This window comes from Halomicroarcula saliterrae (assembly GCF_031624395.1).
Taxonomy (GTDB): Archaea; Halobacteriota; Halobacteria; order Halobacteriales; family Haloarculaceae; genus Haloarcula; species Haloarcula saliterrae.
Map to the genome: position 1 here is coordinate 131,005 of NZ_JAMQON010000007.1, position 25,391 is coordinate 156,395.

Consider the following 25,391-nt stretch of genomic DNA (forward strand, 5'->3'; position numbering starts at 1 on the left):
TCGGTACAGACCGGCCGGCCCGGGCGGAGGCGGTGGTCAGTTTCGGATACTGGGCCGACCCGTCGTGACGGCTACTAGGTGTTAAATTCGGTTTTATTCATGGATATATGTAGTGTCTGATTGGACGAAATCTTCATATGATAGTTCGCCTCAGATGTGAGTGAGTATGTCACACACTACTCTCAACACGGCGCTACAGCTGTACCGCGACGGAACCTTCACGCTCGAGACGGCGTCGGCACAGAGCGACTGCTCCAGGGCGAAGCTGGTCGCGGAGCTCCAGTCACACGGTATCAGTCTCCGGGACGAGGACAAAGCGGCCCTCGCCGAGCGCGGGGCCTGCTGAGCCCCGCGGTGGCGGCGTGGCCACGGCTGGGGCGATACGCTTTTTCGCCGGGGGCACACACTGACGGCCATGACACCGCCGCCCGAAGACGAGGAGCCGACGCGGGTCGTCACGCCCCACGAGCCCGACGAGTCGGGCGAGGAACAGGGAGATATCGAGGGTCAGTCGACCGAGCCGGCTGGGACTGACGTGCCCGAAGACGTTCGGAAGTACGAGCGCTTTACCAAGATAGAGAGCGGGACCTACGACCGGGCCAACGAGTTCCTGCGCGAGCGGACCTACATCACGGCCCGCGAGTGGGCCATCGCCCGCCTCTGTGCGGATTTCCGCACCGAGACCGGCGTCGAGATGACGAAGATCGGCGAGAACCTCCCCGAACTCGTGCCGTTCATGACCGACACCTACACGCCCCAGGCGGTCAATCAGGCCCGTGCCTCCTTCGAGGAGAAGGTCCGGAAAGCCGGTGCGACGTTCCTCTACGGCGCGATGTCGGACTTCTTCACCGCCGAGGAACTGGACGACGTGATGTACGAGTCGACGGAGGTCGCGAAGTTCCTGCTGGAAGTCGAGGGCGTCGACCTCGCCGTCGAGGACGAGATGGAGGCCGAGGACCGCATCTCGACGGTGATGCGGGAGGTCCGGGAACACTCGGCGGCACTGCGCCACGACGAGGTGTGTTGCCCCGAGTGTGGCCACGAGTTCGGTGTCGATGAGAAGTGAGGAGCTGTCGGTCCTGAAATCCGACCTGTTCTTGTCGACCATCATGATCGGGGCCGGGGTGTTCAGCGACGGCGTCGAAGCCGTCCGCGCCGTTCCGGTCGTCACGGCGACCATCGCAGCGCTCATCGCCGTCGCGGTCTTTCTCGCCGAACACGACGTGGTACCGGGAGTCTACCCGGAGGTGGCCACGGTGGCTGCGTTTCTCGTCACCGTCGCCGTCGGCGTCGCCTTCGCCGTCCTGCTCGCGACGCCGGTCGCAGCCGTCAGCGCCGCGGGACTGACCGGTGGCGGCCTCGGCGTCGCCGCCTACCGGCTCGTCTTCGGCGTCGTCCTGCCGGTCCCCGACTATCGGCTAGAGAAAGGCGAGGAGCCCGAGGAGTCGGTAGAGCCCGAGTGAACGGGGTCAGCGGACGCACAGCACGTCGCCACGGCGCAATCGGAAGGGCGCTGCACACACTCACTCGACTAGTTCGCCGTCGGCGTCGCGGACGTTCTCGCCCGCGTGGTCGTAGAACACGTCGCCCTCGGGGTCGCGCTCGAACACCGTCGTCCCCCGGACCATCGTCCACTCGGGGAAGACGGCGTCGAAACCCTCGAAGGGCGTCCAGCCGCAGTCGGTGTGGCGCTCGTCAGCGCGTATCTCGGTGGTCTCGGTGGTGTCGACCAGCACGAGGTCGGCGTCCTTGCCGGGCTCGATAGCGCCCTTCTGGGGGATATCGAAGACGGCGGCGGGGTTCGTCGCCGTCAGGTCGCGCACTCGCTCGTAGCCGAGGTCGGTGTCGGGGTCGGCGGCCTCGGCAAGCATGAGCGGCAGGGCCGTCTCGACCCCGGGCACTCCGGAAGGAGCGTCCCAGATGCTGACGTCTTTCTCCTCTGGCGTGTGGGGCGCGTGGTCGGTCGCGATCATGTCGACGGTGCCGTCGGCGACCCGCTCGTACACCTCGCGGCGGCGCTTCTCGCGGCGCAAGGGCGGGTTCATCCGCCCGTAGGTGCCGAGGTCGCGGAGGTCCCGGCGGGAGAGCAGCAGGTGGTGGGGCGTCACCTCGGTCGTCATCCCCGCGTCGGCGGCGATGTCGATGCCCTCGGGCGTCGACGTGTGAGCGATGTGGATGCGGGCGCCGACCTGCTCCGCGGCCTCGCAGGCCCGGCGGACGGCGCGGTGCTCGGCCTCCGCGGTGCGGTAGGCGCTCCAGGCGTCGGCGTCCTCGCGGGCCATGGCGTCGTCGTTGAACGAGTCCGCGTCCTCGGCGTGGACCGTCACCGTGACGCCGTGGTCGGTCGCCGCGGCGAGGGCCCGCTCGAAGAGCGCTCGCTCGATACCCATGTCGCCGGTCGAGTCGGCCAGAAACACCTCGCCCAGCGCGAAGAGCCGCCGGCTGAACAGGCTCTCGGGGTCCCAGTCGGCCGTGACGCCGCCGTTTATCCCCCAGTCGACGACGGCGTCGGCCGCGAAGTCGGCCTTCCCGTCGAAGGCCGCGCCGTCGACGGTCGGCGGGTCGGTGTTTGGCTGGTCGACGACGGTCGTCACGCCGCCCGCCGCCGCGGCGCGGGAGCCACTGGACCACGTCTCCTTGTGGGCGTAGCCGGGCTGTCGGAAGTGGACGTGTGTGTCTATCATCCCCGGGAACAACCGTTTGCCGGAGACGTCGACGGTGCGCTCGTCCTCCGTCGAGAGGTCCCGACCGACCTGGGCGATGGTCTCGCCGCGCACCCGGACATCCCGTTGCCGGCCGTCGGCGAGTGTCGCGTTGCGGATGAGCATACCGACTCTGGGCCGGGGGAACCCCTAAGTGTCCCGGATGCGGTCGCGGCCGGTCACGGGACGGCGCCCGCGAGTTCGGTCTCCAGCGCGTCGAGGAGGCCGTCACTATCGCCACCGGCCCGGACCACGCTGCCCACCGAGTCGGGGTCGAAGGGGACCCCGAGCGCGTCGTACACCGGGTCGAGCACAGCAGCGATGGCGGCGTGGTCGCGGACGACGACGACGCCGGCGGTCAGCGCCACGTCCTGGCGGACCCGCTGGGCGATACCGACGAGTTTGCCGGTCGCTTGCAGCGAGTGGGCGCCGGGACAGAACGAGTCCGGTGGTTCGCCCTCGCTCGCGTCGACACCGACGGTTTCGAGGGCCCGCCGGACCGCCGCGGCCACGCGGTCGTACCGGGTAGCGATACCCCGGCGGCCCTGGTCCGGCGGTTCGGCCAGCGCGAACGCGACGGTGTTGCCCGTGTAGGCCACGGCGCGGCCGCCGACCTCGCGTTCGAGGACGGCGTACCCCCGTTCGGTCGCGGCTCCGTGGGCCCGCTCGTACCCCGCCTCGCGCCGGTCTCGGCGGCCGAAGGCGACCTGTCGGTGAGGTCGCCAGACCCGGAGCCCGGGGACCGCGTCGGCGGCGACGCGGTCGACCAGCTCGCGGGTGCGCTGGTAATCCCGCTCGTGGTCGCCGGCACGGCCCCGGAGGAGTCGCATGGGTCGGCTACGGTGTGGGCGAGCAAAACCGCTGTGCCGGAACAGCAGCGGTTTCCCTCGTCCGAGCGAGGGGGCCCATGTGACGACGACACCGACCGGCGGCGTGCCGTGGGCGTCGAGAGTACTCCGCATCGCGCTGGTGAGTACGCTCGTCGGCGTGCTCGGTGTCACGCTCGTCAGCCCGCTGTTGCCGAGCATCGCCTCGGCGGTCGGCGTCGGCGACGAACAGGCGAGCCTGATAATCACGGTCTACACGCTGCCGGGCATCGTCCTCTCGCCGGTCGCCGGTGCGCTGGCCGACCGCTACGGCCGCCGACCAGTGCTCGTGGGGAGTCTGACACTGTACTCGCTGTGTGGGCTCGCCGTGGCCGCGGTGACGACGTTCGACGCGATTTTGCTGCTCCGGGCCGGACAGGGTGTCGCCGCGAGCGGCGTGTTCAGCCTCAGCGTGACGCTTCTGGGCGACACCTTCGAGGGCGTAGAGCGCGCCGCAGCCCTCGGTGCCAACGCCGCGGCTATCTCCATCGGCGCAGCGGTGTACCCGCTGCTTGGCGGCGTGCTCGGCGCGCGCTCGTGGCAGACCCCGTTCCTCTGTTACGCCGTCGGACTCCCCGTTGCGCTGTGGGCGCTGCGACGGCTCGACGATCCGCCGGCCACCACCCGCGAGAACGGGCTGGCGTATCTCCGCAACAGCGTCGGGACGCTCCCGCGACGCACCGCGGCGACCGTCTTCGCCGCCTCCTTTACCGCCTACGTGCTGCTGTTCGGGGGCGTTCTCACCGCTGTCCCGTTCCTGCTTGCGGACTCGTTTGACCAGCCGCCGCTGGCCATCGGCGTCGTGCTCTCGGCCGCCGCGCTGTCGACGGCCGCGGTCGCCCTCTCGGGCGGCCGGCTGGCCACGCGGCTCGCGCCGGCCCAGCTCGTCGCCGCCGGCTACTGCGCCTACGGTGTCGGCCTGCTGACCGTGTGGCTGGCCCCGGGGCCGCTGGTCGTGACGCTTGGCACGCTCGCGGTGGGCGCCGGTCAGGGCGCGGTGTTACCCGCTATCGACGGGCTCGTCAGCGGGATGGCCCGCGCGCGCTACCGGGCCGGCGTGTTCGGCCTGCGGACGAGCGTCGTCTCGCTGGGCGCGACCGTCGGTCCGGTCGGGTTCGCCGCCGCCGGCAGTCGCGTCGGCTACCGTCCCGCGCTGCTCGTCGGCGGAAGCGTCGCGCTCGTGGCCGGCGTGGTCGCGCTGTGGCGGACGGCGTGACGTGAGAACGCCGCTCGCAGTGAGTCGAACGCCGGAGCGGCCCGTCCGCAGTCGGCAGCTACCGTGGGTAGAGCGGGCTGTACGCACTGCGGAATCCTCGCGTACGTGGTACTGAATCGAACAGGCGACACGGCGCGTCGCGACGGGCTGTGTCGCGCTCCCGCTGGACCCGTCGCGGCGGTACTCAGCGCATACGCGACCGTGGTTTCGGCATCGCTGATGAACCCTCGGACGACAGGCACATGCTCGCCGGTGCCCAACCGACGGCAATGGCCGTCACCGTCCCGCGAGCGGTGCTAGAACAGTACTACCGCTTCTCGCTGTACAACTCCCCCTTCGCCGCCCACGACAGGGGGTGTGCGATAGACCTCTACCCGGAGGGAGCGCGGGCCCCTTCACCGGTCGCCGGCGAAGTGGTCGACACGAAGACGGTTCGGGCGCCGCCGAAAGCCTACGCCGCCGAACACGACTATCTCATACTGGTCGACACCGGCGACCACGTCGCGCGCCTGCTCCACGTGAAACCGGGGGTCGAACCCGGGGACCGCGTCGCGGTTGGCGACGACCTCGGCGGACTCGTCCGGGCGGGCTTTTTCGCGCCGTGGGTCCCGAACCACGTCCATCTGGGCTTTCGCTCGCACGACGCGAACCCCTACCGAGCGGGGGGCTCGCTCCCCGTCGAGGCGGGTGTCGACGTGGAACCGCTGGCGTGGGACGGCACCGGCATCGTCGTCGAAGCCGGCGAGACGTGGGCACGCCTCGATTCGCCAGCCCATCCCGCGCCCGGCGAGCGGTTCGTCGGGCTGGCGGGCGGGAACGGTGGTGCCGGCGTCCTCGACGGCGGTCTGTCGCACTACGACTGGGGCGGCCTGCTCGGCGGCGACGGCGGCGGGACGGCGCGACTAGCGGGTCAGCGGGTCGGCGTCGCCGAGGGGCGCACCGTCGCGTGGGACGACCTCGACGTGCTCGCGAACGGCGAGCCCGTCACCGGCGTGGCGCTGTTCTGTTCGCGCGACGACGCCGGCGTGAAACTGGTCGGCGAGGGCGTCGACCTCGCCGTGGGCGAACAGGTGACGGTCAGCGTCGAGCGGCGGGCGCCGTCGTAGGGCCGCGAGCGGCCGGCTCACCCCGCTGGCTCGATGTTCTGGTTGCGGTGGAACGCGTTCTCTGGGTCCCACTCGGCCTTGACCGCCGCGAGGCGCTCGTAGGTCTCCGCGTCGAACGCGTCGTGGACGCGCTCGCGCTCGTCGCGGCTGATGAAGTTGACGTACACGCCGCCGGTCGCGTGGGGCGTGAGCGCGTCGAAGGCGTCGCGGGCCCAGGCGACGTGCTCGTCGTCCTCGTCGGCCTCGCGCCAGCGTGACTGGATGTTCACGGCCCACTCGGCGTCGCGGTGCTGGTAGGGCGTCGCGTCGGCCCGCCGGCAGGCGATTTCGCCGCCCATCGCCATCATACCCAGCGTCGTCTCCGGCGACTCGATGTCGGCCGCGGCGCCACACATGGCGTCGATAGCCGCGTCGGAGAGCCTCGGGAGGTAGTGGGCTTTCCAGTAGTTCCGGGCCCCGGGAGCCGACGCCTCGTCGAACGCCGTCTGGAACACCGCGTACGGTTTCGGGCCGACAGCGTCCGCGATGGGGTCGCCGATGGCCCGGAGCGGGGCGAGCGCGTCCTCGCCGTCCGCCACGTCACCTGCGTACAGCAAGACGACGAGGAGGACGGGCGCACCGTGGACGTCGTCGGGGAGGAACGGCGCCGGCGGCGCTTGCCGCATGGCCACGAGGCAGGCGACCTCGTCGGAGGCCGCGTCGACGGCCGCGGTCAGCTCGCGCAGCACCGCCGGGGCGTCGTCGAGATGGTACGCGACCGGACCGGCCAGTATCGGCGAGGCGAGGTCGTGGAGGTCGAACTCGAAGGCCGTCACGACGCCGAAGTTGCCGCCGCCGCCCCGGAGCGCCCAGAACAGCTCCGAGTGCTCGTCCTCGCTGGCCCGGACGAACTCGCCGTCGGCGGTCACCAGTTCAACCGAGCGGAGGCTGTCGACGGTCAGGCCGTGTTTGCGCGAGAGGTAGCCGAAACCGCCGCCCAGCGTCAGCCCGGCTATGCCGGTCGTGGAGACGAAGCCGGCCGGGACCGCGAGGTCGTGTGCCTGCGTCTCCACGTCGACGTCGTGGATACGAGCCCCGGGTTCGACCCACGCGCGCCTGGCGTCGGGGTCGACCCGGACGGAGTCCATCGGCGAGCAGTCGACGACGAGGCCGCCGTCGGCGACCGCAGTGCCGGCCACGTTGTGGCCGCCGCCGCGAACGGCGAGCTCCAGCCCGTGCTCGCGAGCGAAGGCGACCGCGGCCATCACGTCCGCGGCCCCCGCGACCCGGGCGACGACCGCGGGCCGTGCGTCTATCATCGCGTTCCAGACCGTCCGGGCCTCCTCGTACCCCTCGTCGTCCGGAACGAGCACCGTACCCCTGACCTGTGCTCGAAGCGTGTCGAGGGCCGCCTCGTCGGGCGGCGCGCTGGCTGACAGGGACATCGTGTTCACCACTCGACAGTACAGTGTGACAACACATAACACGCTATGGCGTTTCCCTAGACATCCGCGGGTGATACGGTAACGCGTCTGCGGTCGGAGATTGCGGCCATCGGGCCCAGCGGCAGTCGCGGGCTAGCCGAACGGGAACGAGAGCGGCGGCAGTCCTCAGTCCCCGCCGTAGCGCTCGCGGTGGGCGTCGACGGCCCGCGCGTAGGCCGGGTCCGCACGGACGCGGTCGAGGTGGAACCGGTAGATTCGGGCGATGCGGCGCTTTTCCGTGTCGTACCACCGCTCGGGCTCGCGTTCCTCGCCGTCGTCGTACTTCCGCCCGCCGGGGTACTTCGCGTAGCGCATCGCCCGCGTCCACCCCATCTGGAGGTACTTTCGGGCCATGTCCATCCCGACGAACTCACCGTCGTCCCGGTAGCTCCGGTACCGGTCGTGGATGGTCTGGGCCGCCTCGGCGGCGGGCGTCAGGTCGCTGACGGTCCAGTCGGGCAGCAGTTCGCTCTTGTACGGTTCGATCTTGAACGCCCCCTGTTCGTCGGGCGTGTGTCGGTAGCGCTCGGGGTGGGCTCGGAAATCGAGGTCGTACTCCGGGCCGTCACCGACCTCGGGGACCTCGCCGCGGACGGGGCCGCCCATCTCAGGCGAACGTCACCGCGTCCCGGTCGGCCACCTCGCCGAAGAGCCAGTCGGCGTGGTCCAGCGCGTACTCGTGGTGGCCCTCCTCGATGAAGCCGATGGCGTCCTCGGCGAGGACGGGGCGGAAGTCCCGCAGCCCCGCGCTGGACGCGGTGTGGAGGACGCAGACGTTCGCGAGCGTCCCGCAGATGACGAGGTCTTTGACGCCGTGGGCGTCGAGCCACCCCTCCAGTTGCGTCTCGTGGAAGGCGTCGTAGGTGTGTTTGACGACCACCAGTTCGTCTTCCCGGGGGACCAGTTCGTCGACGAGTTCGGCCTCCCACGAGCCCTCGACGACGTGTTCGCCCCAGCGGTCGAACTCGTCGTAGTAGTGCGCGTCCTCGAACTGCTCGGGCGGGTGTACGTCGCGGGTGAAGACGACGCTGGCACCGGCGTCGCGGGCCCGCTCGACCAGTCCGGCGACGGGCTCGATGGCGGCCTCGCTGTCGGGCGCGTAGAGGCTCCCCTCCGGGTGACAGAAACCGTTCTGCATGTCGACGACCACGAGGGCCGTCCGTGTCGGGTCCAGCTCCATACGCGACTGTTCGGCCGCGACACGTACGAATGTTCGGGCGTGCGACTTTTCACCGTGCCCACCGAGAGTCCGGTAATGCGACGTGAGTTTACTGCCGTACTCTGTGCCGTGGCCCTCCTGCTTGCGGGCTGTCAGGGGCTGGGGCCGGGGACGGACAGTGCGACGCCGGGGCCGAACGCGACCGAGACGCCCGACGAAGTCGTCACGCCGGCGGTGGGCGAGGGGACCGAGCGCTCGGGGAACGCCACGGAGCGCCGGAGCGTCCGCCCGGACCCCGCGACCGACCGCCTGGGCTGGGAGAACGGCTACTGGCACGACGACCCGCTGGCGGTGAACAACACCGACGGGCTCAACGAGAGCGAGCTGTCGGCGGTCGTCAACCGGTCGATGGCCCGCGTCGAGCACGTCCGCGGGCTGGAGTTCGACGGGAGCGTTCCCGTCGAGACCGTCTCCCGGTCGGCCTATCGAGCAAACAGTAGCAACGGGAGCTACGGCGACTCGCTGCGGACGTTCGACAACGCGAAGTTCGAGGCGCTGTTCCTCGTCGGCGAGGACCGAAGCTCCATCGAGACCCAGGAGAGCACGCTCGGCGACAGCGTCCAGGGGTACTACAGCCCGTCGAGGGACGCCATCGTCATCGTCACGAACTCCGAGACGCCCCGAATCGGGGAGCGAACCCTCGCACACGAGCTCGTCCACGCCCTGCAGGACCAGCGATTCGGGCTCGACGGCAACGCCAGCACGCGCGACGCGGTACAGGGGCGCAACGGGCTCGTCGAGGGCGACGCCCGCACCGTCGACACGCTGTACACCGACCGGTGCGGGGCCGAGTGGACGTGTGTCACCGAGGCGACCGGCGGGAGCGGCGGGAGCGGCGGACCGGCCCACTACGGCGTCTTCTATCTGGTGTACTTCCCGTACAGCGACGGGTCGACGTTCGTCTCCGACCTCCGGGCCCGGGGCGGCTGGGCGGCGGTGAACGCCGCCTACGACGACGTGCCCGACGGCGCTCGCGAGGTCACGACCGCGGCCGACTACCCCGAGTGGGAGCCGCGCGCGGTGACGATTCCGGCCACGCCGGGCGAGGAGTGGACGCAGGTGCGACCGTCGGCCGACCGCGACCGGCCCGACTACGCGACCGTCGGCCCGTCGGCCATCGCCGCGTCGATGGGGTACACGATGGGCGATAGCTACAACCGGTCGGCGGCCGTCGTGAGCCCGAGCCAGTTCTACAACTTCGACGGCGGCCAGCTCGACCGCACGGACCCGTACAACTACGACCTCCCCGCGACGCGCGACTGGGAGGGGGGCCGCATGCAGGTCTACACTAACGGTTCGGAGACCGGGTACGTCTGGCGGACCACGTGGTCGGACGACACCGCCGCGGCGCGGTTCGCGTCCACGTGGGAGCGGGTCATCCAGCACTGGGGCGGGAGCCGGACCGCAGACGGGAACTGGGTCGTCGAACCCGGGAGCCCCTTCAGCGACGCGCTCGCCGTCCACGTCGAGGGTGACACTGTCACCGTGGTGAACGCTCCGACCGAGGCCGAACTGACCGAGCTCTACGATGCGTAGGGCGCTCGTCCTCCTGCTCGCGGTTGGTTGCGTGGTTCTGGCCGGCTGTTCGATACCCTTCGTCGGCCATCCCGAGGAGCCACGCGGCGGGGACGCCATCGGCTGGGAGAACGGCTACTGGTACGACGACCCCGTGGACGTGACGACGAGCGACGGGCTCAACGAGAGCGAGCGCGAGGCCGTCACCGCCCGGACGATGGCCCGGATCGAGCGCATCCGCGACCGGGAGTTCACCTCGACCGTCCCGGTCGAAGTCGTCTCGCGGGCCGAGTACCGCGACCGCTCGCGGTCGAACGGGAGCGGCGCCGGCCCCGGCGGGGACCCGTGGAACGACCAGGTGTGGGAGTCGTTGTTGCTCGTCGGCGAGTCCGAGGGCAGCGACGAGGCCATCAGCGACACGCGGGACAGTTCGGTGCTGGGGTACTACTCCCCGAGCGAGGACCGCATCGTCGTCGTCAGCCCCTCGGACACGCCGGTCATCGACCGGGGGACGCTGGCCCACGAGCTCGTCCACGCCCTGCAGGACCAGCAGTTCGGGCTCGACGGGTCGCCCGAGACACAGGACACCCAGCTGTCCAGAAACGGCGTCGTCGAGGGCGAGGCCAACTACGTCCAGCGGACCTACGAACAGCGGTGTCGGAACGGCTGGAGCTGCATCGAGCGGCCCGACAGCGACGGTGGGGGCGGCGGGAGCGGCGGCGGGCAGAACTCCGGCGTCTTCACCGTCATCATCCAGCCCTACGTCAGCGGGCCGGGCTTTATCGACACCGTCTACGACCGGGGCGGCTGGGGCGCCGTCGACGCGCTCCACGACGACTACCCCGACAGTTCCGAGCAGGTCATTCACCCCGAGCGCTACCCCGGCGAGACGCCCGTCGAGGTGACCGTCGCCGACCGCTCGAACGCCGAGTGGGAGCGCTTCGACCGCGACCCGGTCGGTGACACCGTCGGCGAGGCCTCCATCTTCGCGACGATGTACCACAACGACCGGACCGCCGCCGACCGCTACAGCTTCGTGAGCCGCCCGTCCGAGGGGTGGGCCGGCGATACGGTCGTGCCCTACCGGAACGGGGACGGTGGCGGCGGCTACGTCTGGGAGAGCCGCTGGGACAGCGAGCGCGACGCCCGGCAGTTCGCGAACGCCTATCGCGGTGCGCTGACCGGGGAACACGACGCCCGCAACCCGCGCGGGAACGTCTACGTGGTGCCGGAAGACAGCGAGTTCGCCGACGCGTTCCGTATCGTTCGGTCGGGGAGGACCGTCCGCATCGTCAACGGGCCGACCGTCGACGACCTGAGCGGAATTCACCGTTCGGGTGGCTGACGCGCTCGTATTTGGGTCGAGGGCGGCAGACAGCGACACGGCGGAGCAGCCAGACTGCGGGGACGGCTCCGCTCTCGAATCGGCCCTTTCGGCTCAGGGTTGTGGGTCTCCGCGGTCGGGTCGTCGGGGGTGTCCGTCACCCGCTCGTTTTTTCCACCGCCGCGCTAAGACCGGGGTAATGACCGAGGAATTCGACATCGTCCCGGCCGAGGCAATCGCGTCCGGGCGGGCGACTGACGCGTACTTCGACCGCACAGTCGAGGCGCTCGACCACGCCGGACGGAACCCGGACGTGGTCGCAGAGGTGACGGCCGACCAGTTCCCCACCGGCGAGTGGCACCTGCTGGCCGGATTAAAAGACGCCGCGACGCTGCTGTCGGGCCACTCGCTCGACGCCGATGCGTTGCCCGAGGGGACGCTGTTCGACGGGGGACCCGTGCTGCGAATCGAGGGGTCCTACCGGGAGTTCGGGCGGCTGGAGACCTCCCTGCTCGGCTTGCTCTCCCATCCGACCGGCGTCGCCACGCGGGCGCTCGAAGCCCGGCGGGCGGCCCCCGACTCGACGGTGCTGTCCTTTGGCTCCCGGCACGTCCACCCGTCGCTGGGCGCGATGGTCGAGCGGGCGGCGCTGCTGGGCGGGTTCGACGGCTTCTCGAACGTCGCGGCCGGCGACATCCTCGGCCGCGAGGCCGGCGGGACGATGCCCCACGCGCTGCTGATCTGCTTCGGCCGAGGCGAGCAGGAGGCGGCGTGGCGGGCTTTCGACGAGGCCGTCCCCGAGTCGACCCCGCGCATCGCGCTGGTCGACACCTACTCCGACGAGGTCGACGAGGCCCTGCGGGCGGCCGAGGCGGTCGAAGACCTCGCCGGTGTGCGTCTCGACACCACCGGCTCGCGCCGGGGCGACTTCCGCCACATCGCGCGGGAGGTCCGCTGGTCGCTGGACGCACACGGCCACGAGGACGTGGACATCTTCTGCTCCGGCGGGCTCGGACCCGCACAGCTCCGGGAGCTGCGGGACGTGGCCGACGGTTTCGGCGTCGGCAGCTACGTCTCGAACGCCGACCCGCTCGATTTCGCACTCGACATCGTGGAAGTCGACGGCGAGCCCGCGGCCAAGCGCGGGAAGCTCACCGGCAAGAAGTCCGTCTACCGGACCGCCGACGGCGGTCACCACATCGGGCTGGCCGACCGCGAGGGGCCCGACGACGCCGAGTCGCTCATGGAACCCCTGCTTCGGGACGGCGAAATCGTCCGCGAGTTCGACCTCGACGCGGCCGCGGGTCGCGCGCGAACGGACGCGACAGCCGTCGGATTCGGCGACGAATAGAGCCCGGAGACGCGGTTCGTCCGCAGCGACCGTCCGTGCACGCCGCACTGCGACCGGTGTTTTGAGCGACAGGTGTCCACTCCGTTTCGGAAAATGTGCACCAACAACGGACAATTTGTGCACCTGATGAGCAAAGATGCTCATGGCGCTACGGTGAAAAGTCCCACTCGCTATCGACCCCGCTCTCAGAACCGTCGATTAAATGCTTCATAACCGCATTATGCTGCTTTTTACTGCGTTGTCAGGTAATATTTGCCGTGAACAATATCAGTCAACTAACCACATGATTTATAATGTGTGCAGTTTTTGTGCACATTTGTATGCAAAAGAACGGTAATCGAACTCGGCGAAGGTTCATCAAAGGCGCAGGCGTTGCCGGTTCTGTCGCGCTCGCTGGCTGTGGTGGTCTCACGGGGAGCGGATCGGAGTCCACGTCCGACAAAATCGTGTTCTACAACTCCGGGTCGCTGGAGTTCGACCCCGGAACGGCGGAGAACATCGACCGGTTCGAGCAAGAGACCGGTATCACCGTCGAGGTCAACGAAGTGCCGTGGAGCAACCTGAAGACCAGCCTCACCACTATCTGGCGGAATCAGGACAGCCAGGTCGACGTGTTCAACGGTCCGACGTGGTGGCTGGCGGACTTCGTCAGTTCGGAGTGGCTCGAACCGATCGACCTGGACAGCGACCACATGAACAAGTTCCCCGACCCGCTCGTGGACCTGGTCCAGTTCGACGACCAGACGTACATGGCCCCCGAGTTCGGGAAGTGGGGGACCTATCTCTACGACCAGCAGTATCTGGAACAGCAGGGCTTTGACTCCCCGCCGGGCACCTGGGACGAGGTGCTCAGTCAGGGCGAGCAGCTCTCACAGGGCGAGAAGTCCGGCTTCGCGTTCACCTGGGCGGACAAATCGGTGTTCAGCTTCAAGCAGTTCCTCTACCAGGCCGGCGGCCAGCTGTTCAACGACAACAACGAGCCGGTGTTCCGCGAGGAGGGCGTGCAAGCCCTCGAGTTCTTCAGTGACCTTCGCGAGCGCGGCATCATTCCGGACGGGATATCCAGTCTCGGCGAGGGTGGCATCGGTGACAACTTCGTCGCCGGTCAGTACGCCACCGTCGAGTCGTGGACACCGCTCGGTTCGCGGGCGATAGAGGAGTGGGAGGAGGGGCGCGTCGGCAGCGCTCGACCGCCCGAAGGGCCGGGCGGCCGCGCGACGTTCCAGGACACGAACGGTATCAGCATCTCGGCGTTCTCCGAGCGCAAAGACGCCGCACAGCAGTTCGCCCGCTTCATGACGACCCGACAGTCCTGTAAGAACAACATGCTCGTCGAGGGCAACCCCTGTGTCGTGCCCGACGTCTACGACGACCAAGAGATCAAAGACGAGTACCCGTCCTGGTTGCTCGAAGACATGCGGTTCAACCTCGAAAACGCCCAGAGCGAGACGTACATGGCACAGCCACAGGTCGACGACTTCCTCAACGAGCAGATCACGACGGCGCTGCTCGGGAACAAGGACCCCGAAACCGCCCTCAGCGACGCGCAAAGCAACATCGAGAACCTGTATCAGGATATCGGCCTCATCTGAGAGAGTCGCTCCGATTCTTCACCCATAATGTCAACAGAAAGGCAAGAGTGGCGGCGCAAACTCGACAAGCTGTTCGTCCCGTTGACCGTCGGGCCGACACTGCTGTGGATCGCTGCTATCATCGTCTATCCGACCGCCAAGCTGCTCATCAGTAGCTTCCAGTTCCGGAACCCCGTCACAAACGAGATGGAGTTCGTCGGCCTCCGGAACTTCAGGCGGCTCATACTGGCGCGTGAGGGCAGCAACGCGGCGTTCGGTCTCTTCAATCCGGACTTCGTGGCCTTCACCAGAAACACGGTCGTCTACGTCGGCTGCAGCGTGACGATCTCGTTTCTCCTCGGGCTGGGTATCGCGATACTGCTAAACAAGGACCTCAAGGGCAGAGGGTGGTTCCGAACGGCGGTAATCGTCCCGTGGATTCTGCCCTACGTGATGAGCGGCCTCATGTGGCGCTGGATGTTCCAGGCCGACTTCGGCGCGATAAACGGGCTATTACAACGGTTGGGCATCATCAGCGGAAACATCCCGTTTCTGTCCGACGGGGCGCTGGCGATGGTCGCGCTCATCATCGCCGACGTGTGGGTGTTCACACCGTTTATCATCATCATCCTGCTCGCGGGGCTCCAGAACGTCCCCGAGCAGCTGTATGACGCCGCCGAGGTGGACGGAGCGAGCCGCTGGTCGCGGTTCTGGAACGTCACGTATCCGTTCCTGAAACCGTCGATTCTGGTCGCACTGACCATCCGCATCATCTTCGACATCCGCGCGCTCGACCTCGTCTGGGTGATGACCGGTGGCGGTCCCGGGAAGGCCACCGAGGTGTGGGCCTCCTGGCTGTACCGTACTGCACAGGTGTTCAACTCGCCCGGCTCCGGCGCGGCGCTGGGCGTCGTTCTACTGGCCGTGACGTTCGCCATCGTGGCCACGCTGTACAAGATATTCGGCGAATCACCCTACGAAGCATGAGCACGGAAAAATCGAGACTCAACCGCATCCGTCGGTCGCTGGGACTGGAGACGCAAAACGAGTGGCCGTCCGTCGTGCGCGAGCGACTGGGAACGTACCTGCTGCTCGGAATCTATCTCGTCGTCATCTGGTTCCCCATCTACTACATCTTCATTACCAGCCTCAAACCGACGAGTGAGGTGCTGTCACTCCCGATTACCTTCTTCCCACGGGACCCGACGGTCCAGAACTACGTAGACATCTTCACGAACCGGCCCTTCGAGTTCTACACGATGAACAGTATGATAGTGGCGATAACGACCACTATCGTCTGTGTCACGCTCGGGACGCTCACGGGGTATTCGTTCTCCCGGCACGACTTCATGGGCAACAAGACGCTCCTGTTGTCGATCGTCGGCGCGCGGATGATTCCGCCGATAGCGCTCATCGTCCCGTTCTTCCAGATCATGTCGAGCCCGCCGCTCATCGGGGGACTCACGGGGAGCCTGTACGACACGCGCCTGGCGCTGATACTCACGTACACCTTCTTCAACCTCCCCTTCGCGGTCTGGATAATGAAGAACTACTTCGACGGCGTCCCCGAGTCCCTCGACGAGCAGGCCCGAATCGACGGCTGCTCGCGCTGGGAGGCGTTCTTCAAGATAATTCTCCCGATGGCCAAGCCCGGCATCGCGGCGACGGCCATTCTCGCCTTTATTTTCTCGTGGAACGAGTTCGTCTTCGCACTGGTCCTCACGTCCTCCGAGTCGGCACAGACGCTCCCGATTGCGGTGTCGCTGTTCGTCGCGGACGACTTCGTCGACTGGGCGCATCTGGCCGCCGGAGGGATGATAGCTGCGTTGCCCGGCATCCTGTTCGGGCTGTTCTTCCAGCAGTACATCGTGAGCGGACTGACGCAGGGAGCGGTCAAGGAGTAACAATCATGTCACACGTAGAACTCACCGAACTTGTAAAGGAATTCGACGACGTCACGGCAGTCGACGGTATCTCGCTGGATATTCCCGACGAGAGCTTCACCGTGCTGGTGGGCCCGTCGGGCTGTGGAAAGACCACGACCCTCCGTCTCATCGCGGGACTCGAGCGGGCGACGGACGGCGATATCCACATCGGCGAAGACGTCGTCAACGACAGACGCGCCTACGAACGGGACATCGCGATGGTGTTCCAGAACTACGCGCTGTACCCGCACAAGACCGTCCGCGGGAACATGCGGTTCGGTCTCGAACAGCACAGCACCCCCGAAGACGTCATCACTGACCGCGTCCAGGAGGCCGCCGAACTGTTACAGATAGAGGACCTGCTCGACCGGCGGCCGGCCGAGCTCTCTGGCGGGCAACAACAGCGGGTCGCGCTGGGTCGCGCTATCGTCCGTGACCCGGCGGTGTTCCTCATGGACGAACCGCTGTCGAACCTCGACGCGAAGCTCCGCGTGAAGATGCGCGCGGAGCTGAACAAGCTCCACGACGAACTGTCGACGACGACGGTGTACGTCACGCACGACCAGGTCGAGGCGATGACGCTCGCGGACCAGATCGCGGTCATGGACGACGGTCAGATACAGCAGGTCGGCGAACCGACACACGTCTACATGAACCCGCGGAACATGTTCGTCGCCGGCTTCCTCGGCTCACCGAGCATGAACTTCCTCGAAGGGACCCTCGAAGAGTCCTCGACAGGGAAGTTCCTGCTGGAACTGGGCGGGGACACGCACGACGTGCCCGACGAGTTCATCGACCCGCTCACGCCCTATCTGGACGACCGTGTCGTCCTCGGCATCCGGCCCGAAAACATCGCGCTGAACAAGGACGGCGTCCCGGCGAACGTCCACCCGGCGACCGTCAACGTCGTCGAGCCACAGGGCGAGAAGACGATACTCGAACTCAGCCTCGACACCGGCCAGAACATCAAGGCCGCCGTCGACCCCGACACGGTGGTCGAGCGGGGCGACAGCGTGAACCTCCGGTTCGACAGAGACTCGCTGCAGTACTTCGACCCGGAGACCGGGGAGTCGCTGACACACGACTCGAAACCCGAACAGAAAGTCACGGTCTAACAATGGAGACCGAAACTCTTCGCGAGGCCCCTCCGACGACGCTCGCCGTGTTCGCCATCGCCCTCGGACTCGCAGTGATTGCCGCGTCCAACTACGCGACCGGAGTCTACGGCGGCGCGATAGTGAGCAGCATCGGCACCGTCGTCGTGACGCTGTTCGGGTTACTCACGTAGTCATGAGACACAGTATTTATCACTGGTACCACAGTATTATCAGTTACCAGCGGTCGCTCCAAACGCCCGGATATCTCGATGATACGTGAAGCTCGGGTCGAGCGAAGCCGCGTTCGGACGCCGGTCTCGGGGGGTACACGGTGATACGCGCAAACGACGCTGAGTCGCACACGTCCGTCCGTCGCTGTGCGGTGTCGGCACGGAAGGAGCAGATTCGCCAGTAGACATGTTGCCAGACAAACGACGCAAACGGATCGCCAAAATGGTGAACAACTCCGACAGAGTCACTGTCGAGGAGCTCACCGAGGAGTTCGGCGTGTCCGGTGCGACGATCAGACGGGACCTCGCGTCCCTCGCCGAGGACGGTCTCATCGAGCGGTTCCACGGCGGGGCTCTCCCGGCATCGAACGGCAGCACCGGCCGCACACAGGCACAGGAGACGGTCACGAACCCGAGCGGCAAGCGGGCAATCGCGGAGCGCGCCGTCGGCGAACTCAGCGACGGCGACGCGGTGTTCTTCGACACCGGGCCCACGACGATGGAAGTGGCGAAGGTCCTCCCGGAGTCGCTCACCCTACTCGTGGCGACGAACTCACCCGAAAACGCGTTCGAGCTCCGTGAGACCTGTGGCGACGTGAAAGTCGTCGGGGACTCGCTCCGTCGAACGTCCGACGCGCTCGTCGGCCCGAGCGCCGAGTCGTATCTCCGGAAGACGAACTTCGACGTGGTGTTCCTCGAAACGGACGCCATCCAGTCCGACGGCGGGCTCTCGGTCTCCAACGAAGACGAGGCGCGCATCAAGTCCCTGCTGTGTGACGGCGGGCGGCTCGTCATCCTCGTCGCGGACGGGAGCAAAGTCGAGCGACAGAGCTTCAGGGAGTTCGCGAGCGTCGAGGACGTCGACATATTCGTGACGGACGCCCCGTTGAGCGAGGAGATGCGCGCCGTCTTCGACCGTGCCAACGTACAGGTCCTCGACGTGTTGAACGCGAACGGAACCCAGCGGTCGACGGACAGTCGTTAAGTCGGCGCCTCCGAAAGCAGGCATATGGTAGACCGAATCATGACGGTCAACGCGTACACGACCTTCGACCTGCTCGACGGCGAGATAGAGGGCCACGGGTTCGACGAGGAGGCCCTGGCCGTGCTGAACGTCACCTCGCCGAAGAAGAACCCCGACCACGTCTCCCTCCAGCTCGAACTGGACAACACCCAACTGGACAGCGTGAAACCCCACGCCGACAAGGTGACACTCACGCCGGCACAGGCCCGCGAGATGGCCGCCGAACTGGAGAAACACGCCGACAAGGTAGAGGCCGCCCAGTCCGAGTGAGGCGGTCCGTCGAACGACCCGGTAGTTCTTTGATGTGTCGTGCCATACCACGGCACATGTCGACCGACACGCCCGGCAACCCCGCAGCGCGGGAACTGGGGTACTGCCCGTGTTGTGGCTATCAGACGCTGCCGGAGGGACAGCCGGGGTCCTACGAGGTCTGTCCGGTCTGTCACTGGCTCGACGACCCGACGCAGTTCGGCGACGACGACTACGTGGGCGAGAGCAACCACGTCTCCCTGTCGACAGCCCGGGAGAACTTTCGTGAATACGGCGCCTGCACGCCCGACGAGGCCGGGAGCTGTCTCGACCCGGACGAGTTCGACCGGGACCCGAACTGGCCCTACGACAGGTAGGACCTATTAGTCGCCCGGCACACACGCCGGTATGGTCGAGGAAGACCGGGCGGACATCTCGCCGGAGGCGGCGTTCGGGCTGGTGGGCCACGAACTGCGTATCGGCATCCTGCGCGAGCTGGGTGACGCCGACGAACAGCGCCTCTCGTTCTCGGCGCTGCGCGAGCGCGTCGGGGAGCGCGACAGCGGGAAGTTCAACTACCACCTCTCGAAGCTGGAGGGCCGTTTCGTCGCCAAGACCGGCTCGGGCGCCTACGCGCTGACCTACCCCGGCCACCGCGTCGTCGACGCCATCCACGACGGGGCCTTCCACCAGCAACACGGGGTCGAGCGCGAGCCCCTCTCGGGGTCCTGTATCGACTGTGGCGGCGGCCTCGCGTTCACCTACGAGACTATCAGGGGCGGCCGCGTCGCCTGCGTGGCGTGTGGGCGGCGACACCTCCGGTACCCCTTCGACCCCGGCGGGCTGGTCGACCGCAGCGGCGACGAACTGGGGCGGGCGTTCGACCGGGTGGCGCGCTCGACGTGGGCGCGGGCCCGCGCCGACGTCTGTCCGGTGTGTTCCGGCCACGTCGAGGTCCGAGTCAGGGACGACGCGCCGCCGAAGGCGGTCGCCGTCCGGGGCCATCCCGTCACGGTCGGGTTCGACTGCGAGCAGTGCAGCTACCACGCCGACGTGCCGGCCGGGGCGATACTGCTCGACCACCCGGAAGTCCTGGGGTTCTGTTACGAGCACGGGGTGGACCTCCGCGAGCGCCCGCTCTGGGAGCTCCCGTTCGTCGTCGACCCCGGCGCCGTCGCGGTTCGGAACGACGACCCGTGGGAGGTCGCGGTGACGGTCACCGCCGGCGACGCCGAGCGCGTGGCCGTCCTCGACGAGTCGGGCACCGTCACGCGGTTCGACTAGTCGTCGGTCGGGACGGGAGCGTCCGCGGCTGGCGGGCTGGGGTCGATAGCCGCGTAGGCGACGACCTGCTCGCCGAGTTCGTCGACCCGGTCCCGGTCGCCCTCGGGGAGTTCGTCGCCGATACTGTGGGAGTCGGTGACGGCCGCCTGGTGTGGGAGGACCCACGCGTCGAGGGCGCGACAGACCGCCCGGAGATGTTCGAGGGCGGGCAGCGGGAAGCCGCCGCCGGCGACGGCCAGCAGGCCGACAGTCGTCTCGTCGAACTCGTCGAAGCCGCAGTAGTCGAGCAGCGTCTTCAGGGGCGAGCTGTAGGAGCCGTGGTACATCGGTGTCCCGAGGACGACCGAATCGGCGGCCTCGATGCGGTCGGTCAGCGCTGCCACGTCGGCCGGCGGCTCCGCGTTCGGGTCGAACGTGGGGAGGGCGACCGCCCGCAGGTCCAGCAGTTCGGTGCGAGCGCCGCGCTGTCGGGCGGCTTCGAGGGCCCGTTCCGTGGCGATGCGAGTGACACTCTCGTCGTTCAGACTCCCGACGACGCCGACGACCAGCGGTCGCGGTTGCTTCGGTGGCATACGTGTAGCCAGCCGCGGGAGCCACATTACTGTTCGCAGAACGACAGTTCTGTTGGCCGCCTTACTGAAACTGAGTTCGGCTTACGCCGCGAGCGCGATGTCCAGATACAGCATGACGATAGTGCCGGCCATCAGCCCCAGGGTCGCCACCCGCTCGTAGCCGCTCCGGTGTGTCTCCGGGATTATCTCGTCGGAGATGACGAAAAGCATCGCGCCCGCGGCAAAGCCCATCGCGTAGGGGAGCAGCGGTTCGACGGTAGCGACGGCGACCGCGCCCAGAACGGCGAGGGGTATCTCGACCACACCCGCACGGATACCCGCGACGACGGCGTAGAGGCGGCGGTCCAGCCCCGCGTTGATGGCGGCGACCGACACCGCCAGCCCCTCGGGGATGTTCTGGATGCCGATGGCGAGCATCAGCGAGACGGCCGCGCCGAGCTGGCTGGGGTCGCTCGCCGCCGCGCCGAAGCCGACGCCGACGGCCAGCCCCTCGGGCATGTTGTGGAGCGTGATAGCGAGGATGAAGAGGACCACGCCCGCGAGCCGCTCCTCGTCGACGGGTAGCGACTCGCTGGGCCGGGCCGCGTCCTCGCGCTTGCTCCCGGTCAGTAGATAGTGGGCGTGGGGGAGAAAGCGGTCGGCCTGGTCGAGAAAGAGCGCGCCGAGACCGACGCCGACGAGCGTCGGGACCGGGTTGCCGCCGGAGTACTCCTCGATGCCGGGGATGATGAGGCTCGTGAAGGCCGCCGCGAGCATCACGCCCGCCGCGAAGCCAAGCGCCGCGTCGAGGGCGCGCTCGGAGGGGTTGCGCCACACCAGCACCAGCGACGCCCCAAAGAGGTTCATCGCGGCGATGACGAGCCCGCCCAGCAGCCCCAACACTAGCGCGTCCGTGCCGACGAGCGACGTAATCGTCTCGGTGAATCCGGACTGCATCGTCCAGTCGTGTGTGACCCGGGGTTTTGTAGCTACCGGCAGCGGGGCGCTCGGACCGACTGCGTCAGAACGGGCCGTCGGCCTGTGCCAGCCGGCGCATCTCCATCGCCGAGGAGAAGTCCTCGCGGGAGACGACGTGGGTCCCTTCGGCGCTCTCGACGAGGGCGGCAGTCGCCCGATTGGTGTCGAGTTCGACCAGCGCGTCGAAGGCGGACATCGCCGCGTCCAGTCGGGGGAGGTCCGTCAGCATCAGGTCCGCGACGGTATCGGCCTCTCGCTGGGCCGTCGAGAGCTCGCGGAAGTCGGCGACGGTGACGACGCCGACCACCTCGCCGCCCTGCGTGACGGTGAACTCCGTCGCCCGCTCGGCGAACATCAGGTCGACCAGCTCCTCGACCGTGGCGTCGGCGTCGACGGTGAGCCGCGTCGGGCGTGCGATGTCGCCGACGGTCAGGCCTTCGAGCAGGTCCGCCAGTGCGACGGTCCGTGACTCACCGCTCGCGGCGCCGTAGATGAACAGCGCGAGCAAGAGCAGCAGCGGCGAAAAGGAAATTACGCCGAAGACGGCGAACAGAATCGCGAAGTAGGTCCCCACGCGCGCCGCGATGCGCGTCGCGGAGGCGTAGGGGCGACTCCGGGCCAGCAGCGCCCGCAGGACCCGCCCGCCGTCCATCGGGAACGCCGGCAGCATGTTGAACACGGCGAGGATGATGTTCGTCACGGCGAGCCAGCCGACGACGAACAGGAGCACCGGCGCGCTGTCGGGCAACACGAGCAGTGCGGCGTAACAGCCCACGCCGGTGAGGATGCTCGTTATCGGCCCCGCGACGGCGATGGCGAGCTCGCGGTTCCACTCCCGGGGGAGCTGTTTGAAACTGGCCAGCCCGCCGAGAATCCACAGCGTGATGGACTCGACTTCGAGGTCGTAGCGCATCGCCGCCCAGGCGTGGCCCAGTTCGTGCAGCGTGACGCTGGCGAAGAGACCGACGGCGGCGAGTGTCCCGATGAGCCACGGCGTCGAACCGGCCCGCAGGACCGAGAGGTCCAGTTCCGTTCCGGCGAGGGCGCCGACGACGCCGGCGTAGGTCTCGATTTGCGTGCCGCTGCCGATGAGCCACGCAAGCACCGGTAGAAAGACCAGCAAGGAGATGTTGATCTTTATCGGGATACCCCATATCGTCGCGACGCGGAAGTTTCGCACGTGGGGACGGACGGCACGACGGGAGTAATAGTTTCGGCACTCGGACCGTGAGTCGAGCCGGGCACGCGAACGGCTATTCTCACATCGAAAAAGGCGAAAGGAATTCAAGCGGGCGGACAGAAGCGACTGGCAAGCGAATGGAGCTCTCGGTCAGGCGGCTGGTGGGGTACGTTCCGGTGACGGTCGTCGGCGTCGCGGTGGTGAGCGGGGTGCTCGCGGCCAACGGCGTCCGGTTCGACGACGTCTTCGGGCTACCTGGGGTCCCCTACCTGTTCAACCCCTTCAACTACACCGTAAACATGCTCTTTCACGCTGGCTGGGGCCACTACGCCGGGAACATGCGGCTGTGGCTCCCCGTCGGAATCGTGTTGACGTGGTTGACGAGCAACCGCCACGTCCTCTGGCTGGTTATCGCCGTGGGGGTCGGAAAGACGGCGACGGGTATCCTCATTCAGGGGCCGACGGTCGGCATGAGCGGCGTCGTCTTCGGAGTCGCCGCCGCCGCGCTCGTGCGGTCGACTGACTACGCACTGCAGGACGCATCGCTCGAAACAGTCCAGACCGTCGTCGCCGGCCTCATGATACCGCTCGCGACCGGCTTCTTTCTCATCGTGATACTGGCCGGTCCCAGATGGATTGCGGACTTCTCGCATTTCCTCGGATTCCTCTTTGGCGGGGCCATCGAAGCGATGTACGTCTTCAGCGAGCGCGAGGGCGGCCGCGAGAGCGACGCGCGCTCGGTTCCGAGAAACATCGGCCGGTGACAGACGAGTTCGGGCACGGCGGAGACAAAAGAGTCAGGGCCGCAACGGCCCCACGAACAGCTATGCCCGACTGGAGCGTCTATCTGGTGACCGGCGAGTCGCTGTCGGCGGGACGAACCACCCGCGAAATCGTCGCGGCCGCCATCGAGGGGGGCGTCGGCGTCGTGCAACTGCGCGAGAAAGACCGCACCGTCCGCGAGCGCTACGAGATGGGCCGGGAGATACGGGCGCAGTGCCGCGAGGCCGGCGTCGCCTTCGTCGTCAACGACCGGGTCGACCTCGCACGGGCGCTCGACGCCGACGGGGTCCATCTGGGCGACGACGACCTGCCGGTGCCGGTCGCCCGCGAGCTACTGGGCGCCGAGGCCGTCATCGGCCGCTCGGTGTCGACGGTCGAGGCCGCCGAGGCCGCCGCGGACGCCGGTGCCGACTATCTCGGCGTCGGGACCGTCTACCGCACACAGTCGAAAGACGACATCCCGGAGGCGGACCACGGCGTGGGACCCGAGCGCGTGGCCGAGATAGCCGACGCGGTCGACATCCCCCTCGTGGGCATCGGCGGCATCACGGCCGAGAACGCCGGCGAGGTCGCCGCGGCCGGCGCCGACGGCGTAGCCGTCATCACCGCGATTACGCGGGCCGACGACCCCGGGGCGGCGACGGCGTCGCTGGGTGAGGCGGTCGCCGAGGGGAAGCGGGAGCGGACGTCCGGTCCGAGCCAGCGGTGAGTGCGGTCGCCATTACAGCTATTACACTCGATTACATACGTCCGGCTATGCCGATTGACATCGACCGCTTCGAGGAGGGACCGGTCGAAGAACTCCGTGCTGGCGGCCCGACGAACGCCGAGGAGATACTCGGGTTTCTCGGGGCCCATCCGGACCGGGCGTACACGCCCAGCGAGATACACGAGGCCACTGACGTCGCGCGCGGGAGCGTCGGTGTCGTGCTCTCGCGGCTCGAAGGTCGCGACCTCGTTCGCCACCGGGGCGACTACTGGGCCATCGGTGATGCAGACGACGTGGAGACGACACTCGCTTCGATGGGCGTCGCACGGGCCGTCACCGAACGGTTCGGACCCGAGGACCCCGACGAGTGGGGACCAGGAGTGGACGCGGAGACGGAGTGATGAGCGACGAACAGGGGGAGGTCTGGTGGGGCCCGGCACCGCATAAATCGGGGCCCGCATACAGACCGTGGGTCGTCGTCAGCGACGGGACACAGCCGTTCGCTGATACCGAGTGTATCGGACTTGCGATGACGACACAGAAGCACGAGTCGGGAATCGCCGTCCCCGAGGACGCCTGGGTTCGAGGCGGGTCCCAGAAGCAGTCGTACGTCTCGCCGTGGTACACGGCGACGCTCAAGCATCGGGACCTGGACAGACAACAGGGAGTTCTGAACGCTGCGCTCGTCGCGACGGTAATCGAAGCGTTCCATGGGTACACCGCGACTACGAACACGTGAAGCCGGTTCTCACAGTGCTGCTCACTCCGTCAGCTTCCGGCGCAACCGCGCTTCGTCCACCCGATATTTGAACGCCGGTGAGCCGTCCAGCAGGACGTAGGGCACGCGCTCGCCGTACTCCTCCCGGAGCTCCTCGTCCGTGTCCACGTCCACGAGGTCCATATCGACTGCGACGCCTTCCTCGTCGGCGACGCGTTCGATAGTGTCGACGGCCTGCGCACAGAGGTGGCAGTTCTCGCGGGTGTAGACGGTGACCGAAACGTCGCTCATCGCCCGGCGGTACGGGCCCGAGCGACAAAGGCGTACAGA

At 67.8% G+C, this 25,391-nt stretch carries 30 protein-coding genes; 21 read left to right on the top strand and 9 right to left on the bottom strand.

What is annotated here, in order from left to right; translation table 11 throughout:
- Positions 1–166 precede the first annotated feature (166 nt).
- The 3 genes from NDI56_RS19770 to NDI56_RS19780 are packed head-to-tail and all read left to right on the top strand — an operon-like array spanning position 167 to position 1,463.
- A complete protein-coding gene (locus tag NDI56_RS19770) occupies positions 167–346 on the top strand; it encodes a DUF7317 family protein (protein ID WP_310921526.1) in 180 nt (59 codons plus the stop codon).
- A gap of 60 nt (positions 347–406) precedes the next feature.
- Entirely contained in the window at positions 407–1,066 is a 660-nt protein-coding gene (locus NDI56_RS19775; protein ID WP_417936048.1) for a DUF5806 family protein, read from the top strand.
- Positions 1,056–1,463, top strand: a complete 408-nt coding sequence (locus tag NDI56_RS19780; protein ID WP_310921528.1) for a hypothetical protein — start codon at positions 1,056–1,058, stop codon at positions 1,461–1,463. Before NDI56_RS19775 ends, NDI56_RS19780 begins: the two co-directional genes overlap by 11 nt.
- Positions 1,464–1,523: 60 nt before the next feature.
- Here the strand turns inward: NDI56_RS19780 and NDI56_RS19785 are convergent, their stop codons facing one another.
- Together NDI56_RS19785 and NDI56_RS19790 are read right to left on the bottom strand one after the other, a co-directional pair.
- Complete coding sequence (locus tag NDI56_RS19785) at positions 1,524–2,828, bottom strand: dihydroorotase (RefSeq protein WP_310921529.1); 1,305 nt, start codon at positions 2,826–2,828, stop codon at positions 1,524–1,526.
- 53 nt (positions 2,829–2,881) lie between these two features.
- A complete protein-coding gene (locus NDI56_RS19790) occupies positions 2,882–3,532 on the bottom strand; it encodes a lipoyl protein ligase domain-containing protein (protein WP_310921530.1) in 651 nt (216 codons plus the stop codon).
- A gap of 79 nt (positions 3,533–3,611) precedes the next feature.
- Between NDI56_RS19790 and NDI56_RS19795 the strand changes: the two genes are divergently transcribed.
- Both NDI56_RS19795 and NDI56_RS19800 read left to right on the top strand, forming a co-directional pair.
- Complete coding sequence (locus NDI56_RS19795; protein WP_310921531.1) at positions 3,612–4,784, top strand: MFS transporter; 1,173 nt, start codon at positions 3,612–3,614, stop codon at positions 4,782–4,784.
- A gap of 269 nt (positions 4,785–5,053) precedes the next feature.
- Complete coding sequence (locus NDI56_RS19800; protein WP_310921532.1) at positions 5,054–5,890, top strand: DUF8155 domain-containing protein; 837 nt, start codon at positions 5,054–5,056, stop codon at positions 5,888–5,890.
- A 17-nt stretch (positions 5,891–5,907) separates the two neighbouring features.
- Here NDI56_RS19800 and NDI56_RS19805 read toward each other — a convergent pair whose 3' ends face one another.
- From NDI56_RS19805 to NDI56_RS19815, 3 genes are all read right to left on the bottom strand, one after another.
- Complete coding sequence (locus tag NDI56_RS19805; RefSeq protein ID WP_310921533.1) at positions 5,908–7,314, bottom strand: FAD-binding oxidoreductase; 1,407 nt, start codon at positions 7,312–7,314, stop codon at positions 5,908–5,910.
- 165 nt (positions 7,315–7,479) lie between these two features.
- Positions 7,480–7,959, bottom strand: a complete 480-nt coding sequence (locus tag NDI56_RS19810) for a DUF4385 family protein (RefSeq protein WP_310921534.1) — start codon at positions 7,957–7,959, stop codon at positions 7,480–7,482.
- Position 7,960: 1 nt separating this feature from the next.
- Positions 7,961–8,533, bottom strand: coding sequence for a cysteine hydrolase family protein (locus tag NDI56_RS19815; protein WP_310921535.1), 573 nt, complete (start codon positions 8,531–8,533; stop codon positions 7,961–7,963).
- 75 nt (positions 8,534–8,608) lie between these two features.
- On the opposite strand from NDI56_RS19815, the gene NDI56_RS19820 reads away from it, so the two are divergent.
- The 12 genes from NDI56_RS19820 to NDI56_RS19875 all read left to right on the top strand — a co-directional run bounded on the left by NDI56_RS19820 (position 8,609) and on the right by NDI56_RS19875 (position 20,142).
- Positions 8,609–10,108 (top strand): Hvo_1808 family surface protein, encoded by a 1,500-nt coding sequence (locus tag NDI56_RS19820; protein WP_310921537.1) that lies wholly within the window; start codon positions 8,609–8,611, stop codon positions 10,106–10,108.
- A complete protein-coding gene (locus NDI56_RS19825; protein WP_310921538.1) occupies positions 10,101–11,432 on the top strand; it encodes an Hvo_1808 family surface protein in 1,332 nt (443 codons plus the stop codon). The genes NDI56_RS19820 and NDI56_RS19825 overlap by 8 nt, the downstream gene beginning before the upstream one ends.
- A gap of 178 nt (positions 11,433–11,610) precedes the next feature.
- On the top strand, positions 11,611–12,762 hold the full coding sequence (locus NDI56_RS19830; protein ID WP_310921539.1) for a nicotinate phosphoribosyltransferase: 1,152 nt from the start codon (positions 11,611–11,613) through the stop codon (positions 12,760–12,762).
- Positions 12,763–13,208: 446 nt separating this feature from the next.
- On the top strand, positions 13,209–14,354 hold the full coding sequence (locus NDI56_RS19835) for a sugar ABC transporter substrate-binding protein (RefSeq protein WP_310921540.1): 1,146 nt from the start codon (positions 13,209–13,211) through the stop codon (positions 14,352–14,354).
- A 27-nt stretch (positions 14,355–14,381) separates the two neighbouring features.
- Positions 14,382–15,320 (top strand): carbohydrate ABC transporter permease, encoded by a 939-nt coding sequence (locus NDI56_RS19840; RefSeq protein WP_310921541.1) that lies wholly within the window; start codon positions 14,382–14,384, stop codon positions 15,318–15,320.
- The gene (locus NDI56_RS19845; RefSeq protein ID WP_310921542.1) at positions 15,317–16,237 is read left to right on the top strand and encodes a carbohydrate ABC transporter permease; all 921 of its coding nucleotides are present in this window, start codon (positions 15,317–15,319) and stop codon (positions 16,235–16,237) included. The genes NDI56_RS19840 and NDI56_RS19845 overlap by 4 nt, the downstream gene beginning before the upstream one ends.
- A 5-nt stretch (positions 16,238–16,242) precedes the next feature.
- Positions 16,243–17,373 (top strand): ABC transporter ATP-binding protein, encoded by a 1,131-nt coding sequence (locus NDI56_RS19850; RefSeq protein WP_310921544.1) that lies wholly within the window; start codon positions 16,243–16,245, stop codon positions 17,371–17,373.
- Positions 17,374–17,375: 2 nt separating this feature from the next.
- Positions 17,376–17,546, top strand: coding sequence for a hypothetical protein (locus tag NDI56_RS19855; protein ID WP_310921546.1), 171 nt, complete (start codon positions 17,376–17,378; stop codon positions 17,544–17,546).
- A 226-nt stretch (positions 17,547–17,772) separates the two neighbouring features.
- Positions 17,773–18,570 carry an HTH-type transcriptional regulator GlpR gene (gene glpR, locus NDI56_RS19860; protein WP_310921547.1) on the top strand — a complete coding sequence of 266 codons (798 nt, stop codon included), beginning with the start codon at positions 17,773–17,775 and terminating at the stop codon, positions 18,568–18,570.
- A gap of 24 nt (positions 18,571–18,594) precedes the next feature.
- The gene (locus NDI56_RS19865) at positions 18,595–18,879 is read left to right on the top strand and encodes a DUF6360 family protein (protein WP_310921548.1); all 285 of its coding nucleotides are present in this window, start codon (positions 18,595–18,597) and stop codon (positions 18,877–18,879) included.
- A gap of 56 nt (positions 18,880–18,935) precedes the next feature.
- Positions 18,936–19,235, top strand: a complete 300-nt coding sequence (locus NDI56_RS19870) for a CPCC family cysteine-rich protein (protein ID WP_310921549.1) — start codon at positions 18,936–18,938, stop codon at positions 19,233–19,235.
- Positions 19,236–19,266: 31 nt separating this feature from the next.
- Positions 19,267–20,142 carry a DUF7351 domain-containing protein gene (locus NDI56_RS19875; protein WP_310921550.1) on the top strand — a complete coding sequence of 292 codons (876 nt, stop codon included), beginning with the start codon at positions 19,267–19,269 and terminating at the stop codon, positions 20,140–20,142.
- Here the strand turns inward: NDI56_RS19875 and NDI56_RS19880 are convergent.
- The 3 genes from NDI56_RS19880 to NDI56_RS19890 all read right to left on the bottom strand — a co-directional run bounded on the left by NDI56_RS19880 (position 20,139) and on the right by NDI56_RS19890 (position 22,851).
- Positions 20,139–20,714: an NADPH-dependent FMN reductase gene (locus NDI56_RS19880; RefSeq protein WP_310921551.1), complete on the bottom strand. Its 576-nt coding sequence runs from the start codon at positions 20,712–20,714 to the stop codon at positions 20,139–20,141. The genes NDI56_RS19875 and NDI56_RS19880 overlap by 4 nt on opposite strands.
- A gap of 81 nt (positions 20,715–20,795) precedes the next feature.
- The gene (locus NDI56_RS19885; protein ID WP_310921552.1) at positions 20,796–21,650 is read right to left on the bottom strand and encodes a ZIP family metal transporter; all 855 of its coding nucleotides are present in this window, start codon (positions 21,648–21,650) and stop codon (positions 20,796–20,798) included.
- 64 nt (positions 21,651–21,714) lie between these two features.
- Positions 21,715–22,851 (bottom strand): site-2 protease family protein, encoded by a 1,137-nt coding sequence (locus tag NDI56_RS19890; RefSeq protein ID WP_310921553.1) that lies wholly within the window; start codon positions 22,849–22,851, stop codon positions 21,715–21,717.
- 137 nt (positions 22,852–22,988) lie between these two features.
- Between NDI56_RS19890 and NDI56_RS19895 the strand changes: the two genes are divergently transcribed.
- The 4 genes from NDI56_RS19895 to NDI56_RS19910 all read left to right on the top strand — a co-directional run bounded on the left by NDI56_RS19895 (position 22,989) and on the right by NDI56_RS19910 (position 25,082).
- On the top strand, positions 22,989–23,615 hold the full coding sequence (locus NDI56_RS19895) for a rhomboid family intramembrane serine protease (protein WP_310921554.1): 627 nt from the start codon (positions 22,989–22,991) through the stop codon (positions 23,613–23,615).
- Between the two features lie 62 nt (positions 23,616–23,677).
- Positions 23,678–24,343, top strand: a complete 666-nt coding sequence (gene thiE, locus NDI56_RS19900; RefSeq protein WP_310921555.1) for a thiamine phosphate synthase — start codon at positions 23,678–23,680, stop codon at positions 24,341–24,343.
- A gap of 47 nt (positions 24,344–24,390) precedes the next feature.
- Complete coding sequence (locus NDI56_RS19905) at positions 24,391–24,744, top strand: MarR family transcriptional regulator (RefSeq protein ID WP_310921556.1); 354 nt, start codon at positions 24,391–24,393, stop codon at positions 24,742–24,744.
- Positions 24,744–25,082 carry a type II toxin-antitoxin system PemK/MazF family toxin gene (locus NDI56_RS19910; RefSeq protein WP_310921557.1) on the top strand — a complete coding sequence of 113 codons (339 nt, stop codon included), beginning with the start codon at positions 24,744–24,746 and terminating at the stop codon, positions 25,080–25,082. The genes NDI56_RS19905 and NDI56_RS19910 overlap by 1 nt, the downstream gene beginning before the upstream one ends.
- A 21-nt stretch (positions 25,083–25,103) precedes the next feature.
- Here the strand turns inward: NDI56_RS19910 and NDI56_RS19915 are convergent, their stop codons facing one another.
- Complete coding sequence (locus NDI56_RS19915; RefSeq protein WP_310921558.1) at positions 25,104–25,352, bottom strand: glutaredoxin family protein; 249 nt, start codon at positions 25,350–25,352, stop codon at positions 25,104–25,106.
- Positions 25,353–25,391: the final 39 nt, after the last annotated feature.

What these genes read in the sequence shown, in the direction of transcription:
- NDI56_RS19770 (WP_310921526.1), top strand. Translation starts at nt 167, where the DNA reads ATGTCACACACTACTCTCAACACGGCGCTACAGCTGTACCGCGACGGA.
- NDI56_RS19780 (WP_310921528.1), top strand. Translation starts at nt 1,056, where the DNA reads ATGAGAAGTGAGGAGCTGTCGGTCCTGAAATCCGACCTGTTCTTGTCG.
- NDI56_RS19785 (WP_310921529.1), bottom strand. Translation starts at nt 2,828, where the DNA reads ATGCTCATCCGCAACGCGACACTCGCCGACGGCCGGCAACGGGATGTC.
- NDI56_RS19790 (WP_310921530.1), bottom strand. Translation starts at nt 3,532, where the DNA reads ATGCGACTCCTCCGGGGCCGTGCCGGCGACCACGAGCGGGATTACCAG.
- NDI56_RS19800 (WP_310921532.1), top strand. Translation starts at nt 5,054, where the DNA reads ATGGCCGTCACCGTCCCGCGAGCGGTGCTAGAACAGTACTACCGCTTC.
- NDI56_RS19805 (WP_310921533.1), bottom strand. Translation starts at nt 7,314, where the DNA reads ATGTCCCTGTCAGCCAGCGCGCCGCCCGACGAGGCGGCCCTCGACACG.
- NDI56_RS19810 (WP_310921534.1), bottom strand. Translation starts at nt 7,959, where the DNA reads ATGGGCGGCCCCGTCCGCGGCGAGGTCCCCGAGGTCGGTGACGGCCCG.
- NDI56_RS19815 (WP_310921535.1), bottom strand. Translation starts at nt 8,533, where the DNA reads ATGGAGCTGGACCCGACACGGACGGCCCTCGTGGTCGTCGACATGCAG.
- NDI56_RS19820 (WP_310921537.1), top strand. Translation starts at nt 8,609, where the DNA reads ATGCGACGTGAGTTTACTGCCGTACTCTGTGCCGTGGCCCTCCTGCTT.
- NDI56_RS19825 (WP_310921538.1), top strand. Translation starts at nt 10,101, where the DNA reads ATGCGTAGGGCGCTCGTCCTCCTGCTCGCGGTTGGTTGCGTGGTTCTG.
- NDI56_RS19830 (WP_310921539.1), top strand. Translation starts at nt 11,611, where the DNA reads ATGACCGAGGAATTCGACATCGTCCCGGCCGAGGCAATCGCGTCCGGG.
- NDI56_RS19840 (WP_310921541.1), top strand. Translation starts at nt 14,382, where the DNA reads ATGTCAACAGAAAGGCAAGAGTGGCGGCGCAAACTCGACAAGCTGTTC.
- NDI56_RS19845 (WP_310921542.1), top strand. Translation starts at nt 15,317, where the DNA reads ATGAGCACGGAAAAATCGAGACTCAACCGCATCCGTCGGTCGCTGGGA.
- NDI56_RS19850 (WP_310921544.1), top strand. Translation starts at nt 16,243, where the DNA reads ATGTCACACGTAGAACTCACCGAACTTGTAAAGGAATTCGACGACGTC.
- NDI56_RS19855 (WP_310921546.1), top strand. Translation starts at nt 17,376, where the DNA reads ATGGAGACCGAAACTCTTCGCGAGGCCCCTCCGACGACGCTCGCCGTG.
- glpR (WP_310921547.1), top strand. Translation starts at nt 17,773, where the DNA reads ATGTTGCCAGACAAACGACGCAAACGGATCGCCAAAATGGTGAACAAC.
- NDI56_RS19865 (WP_310921548.1), top strand. Translation starts at nt 18,595, where the DNA reads ATGGTAGACCGAATCATGACGGTCAACGCGTACACGACCTTCGACCTG.
- NDI56_RS19870 (WP_310921549.1), top strand. Translation starts at nt 18,936, where the DNA reads ATGTCGACCGACACGCCCGGCAACCCCGCAGCGCGGGAACTGGGGTAC.
- NDI56_RS19875 (WP_310921550.1), top strand. Translation starts at nt 19,267, where the DNA reads ATGGTCGAGGAAGACCGGGCGGACATCTCGCCGGAGGCGGCGTTCGGG.
- NDI56_RS19880 (WP_310921551.1), bottom strand. Translation starts at nt 20,714, where the DNA reads ATGCCACCGAAGCAACCGCGACCGCTGGTCGTCGGCGTCGTCGGGAGT.
- NDI56_RS19885 (WP_310921552.1), bottom strand. Translation starts at nt 21,650, where the DNA reads ATGCAGTCCGGATTCACCGAGACGATTACGTCGCTCGTCGGCACGGAC.
- NDI56_RS19895 (WP_310921554.1), top strand. Translation starts at nt 22,989, where the DNA reads ATGGAGCTCTCGGTCAGGCGGCTGGTGGGGTACGTTCCGGTGACGGTC.
- thiE (WP_310921555.1), top strand. Translation starts at nt 23,678, where the DNA reads ATGCCCGACTGGAGCGTCTATCTGGTGACCGGCGAGTCGCTGTCGGCG.
- NDI56_RS19905 (WP_310921556.1), top strand. Translation starts at nt 24,391, where the DNA reads ATGCCGATTGACATCGACCGCTTCGAGGAGGGACCGGTCGAAGAACTC.
- NDI56_RS19910 (WP_310921557.1), top strand. Translation starts at nt 24,744, where the DNA reads ATGAGCGACGAACAGGGGGAGGTCTGGTGGGGCCCGGCACCGCATAAA.
- NDI56_RS19915 (WP_310921558.1), bottom strand. Translation starts at nt 25,352, where the DNA reads ATGAGCGACGTTTCGGTCACCGTCTACACCCGCGAGAACTGCCACCTC.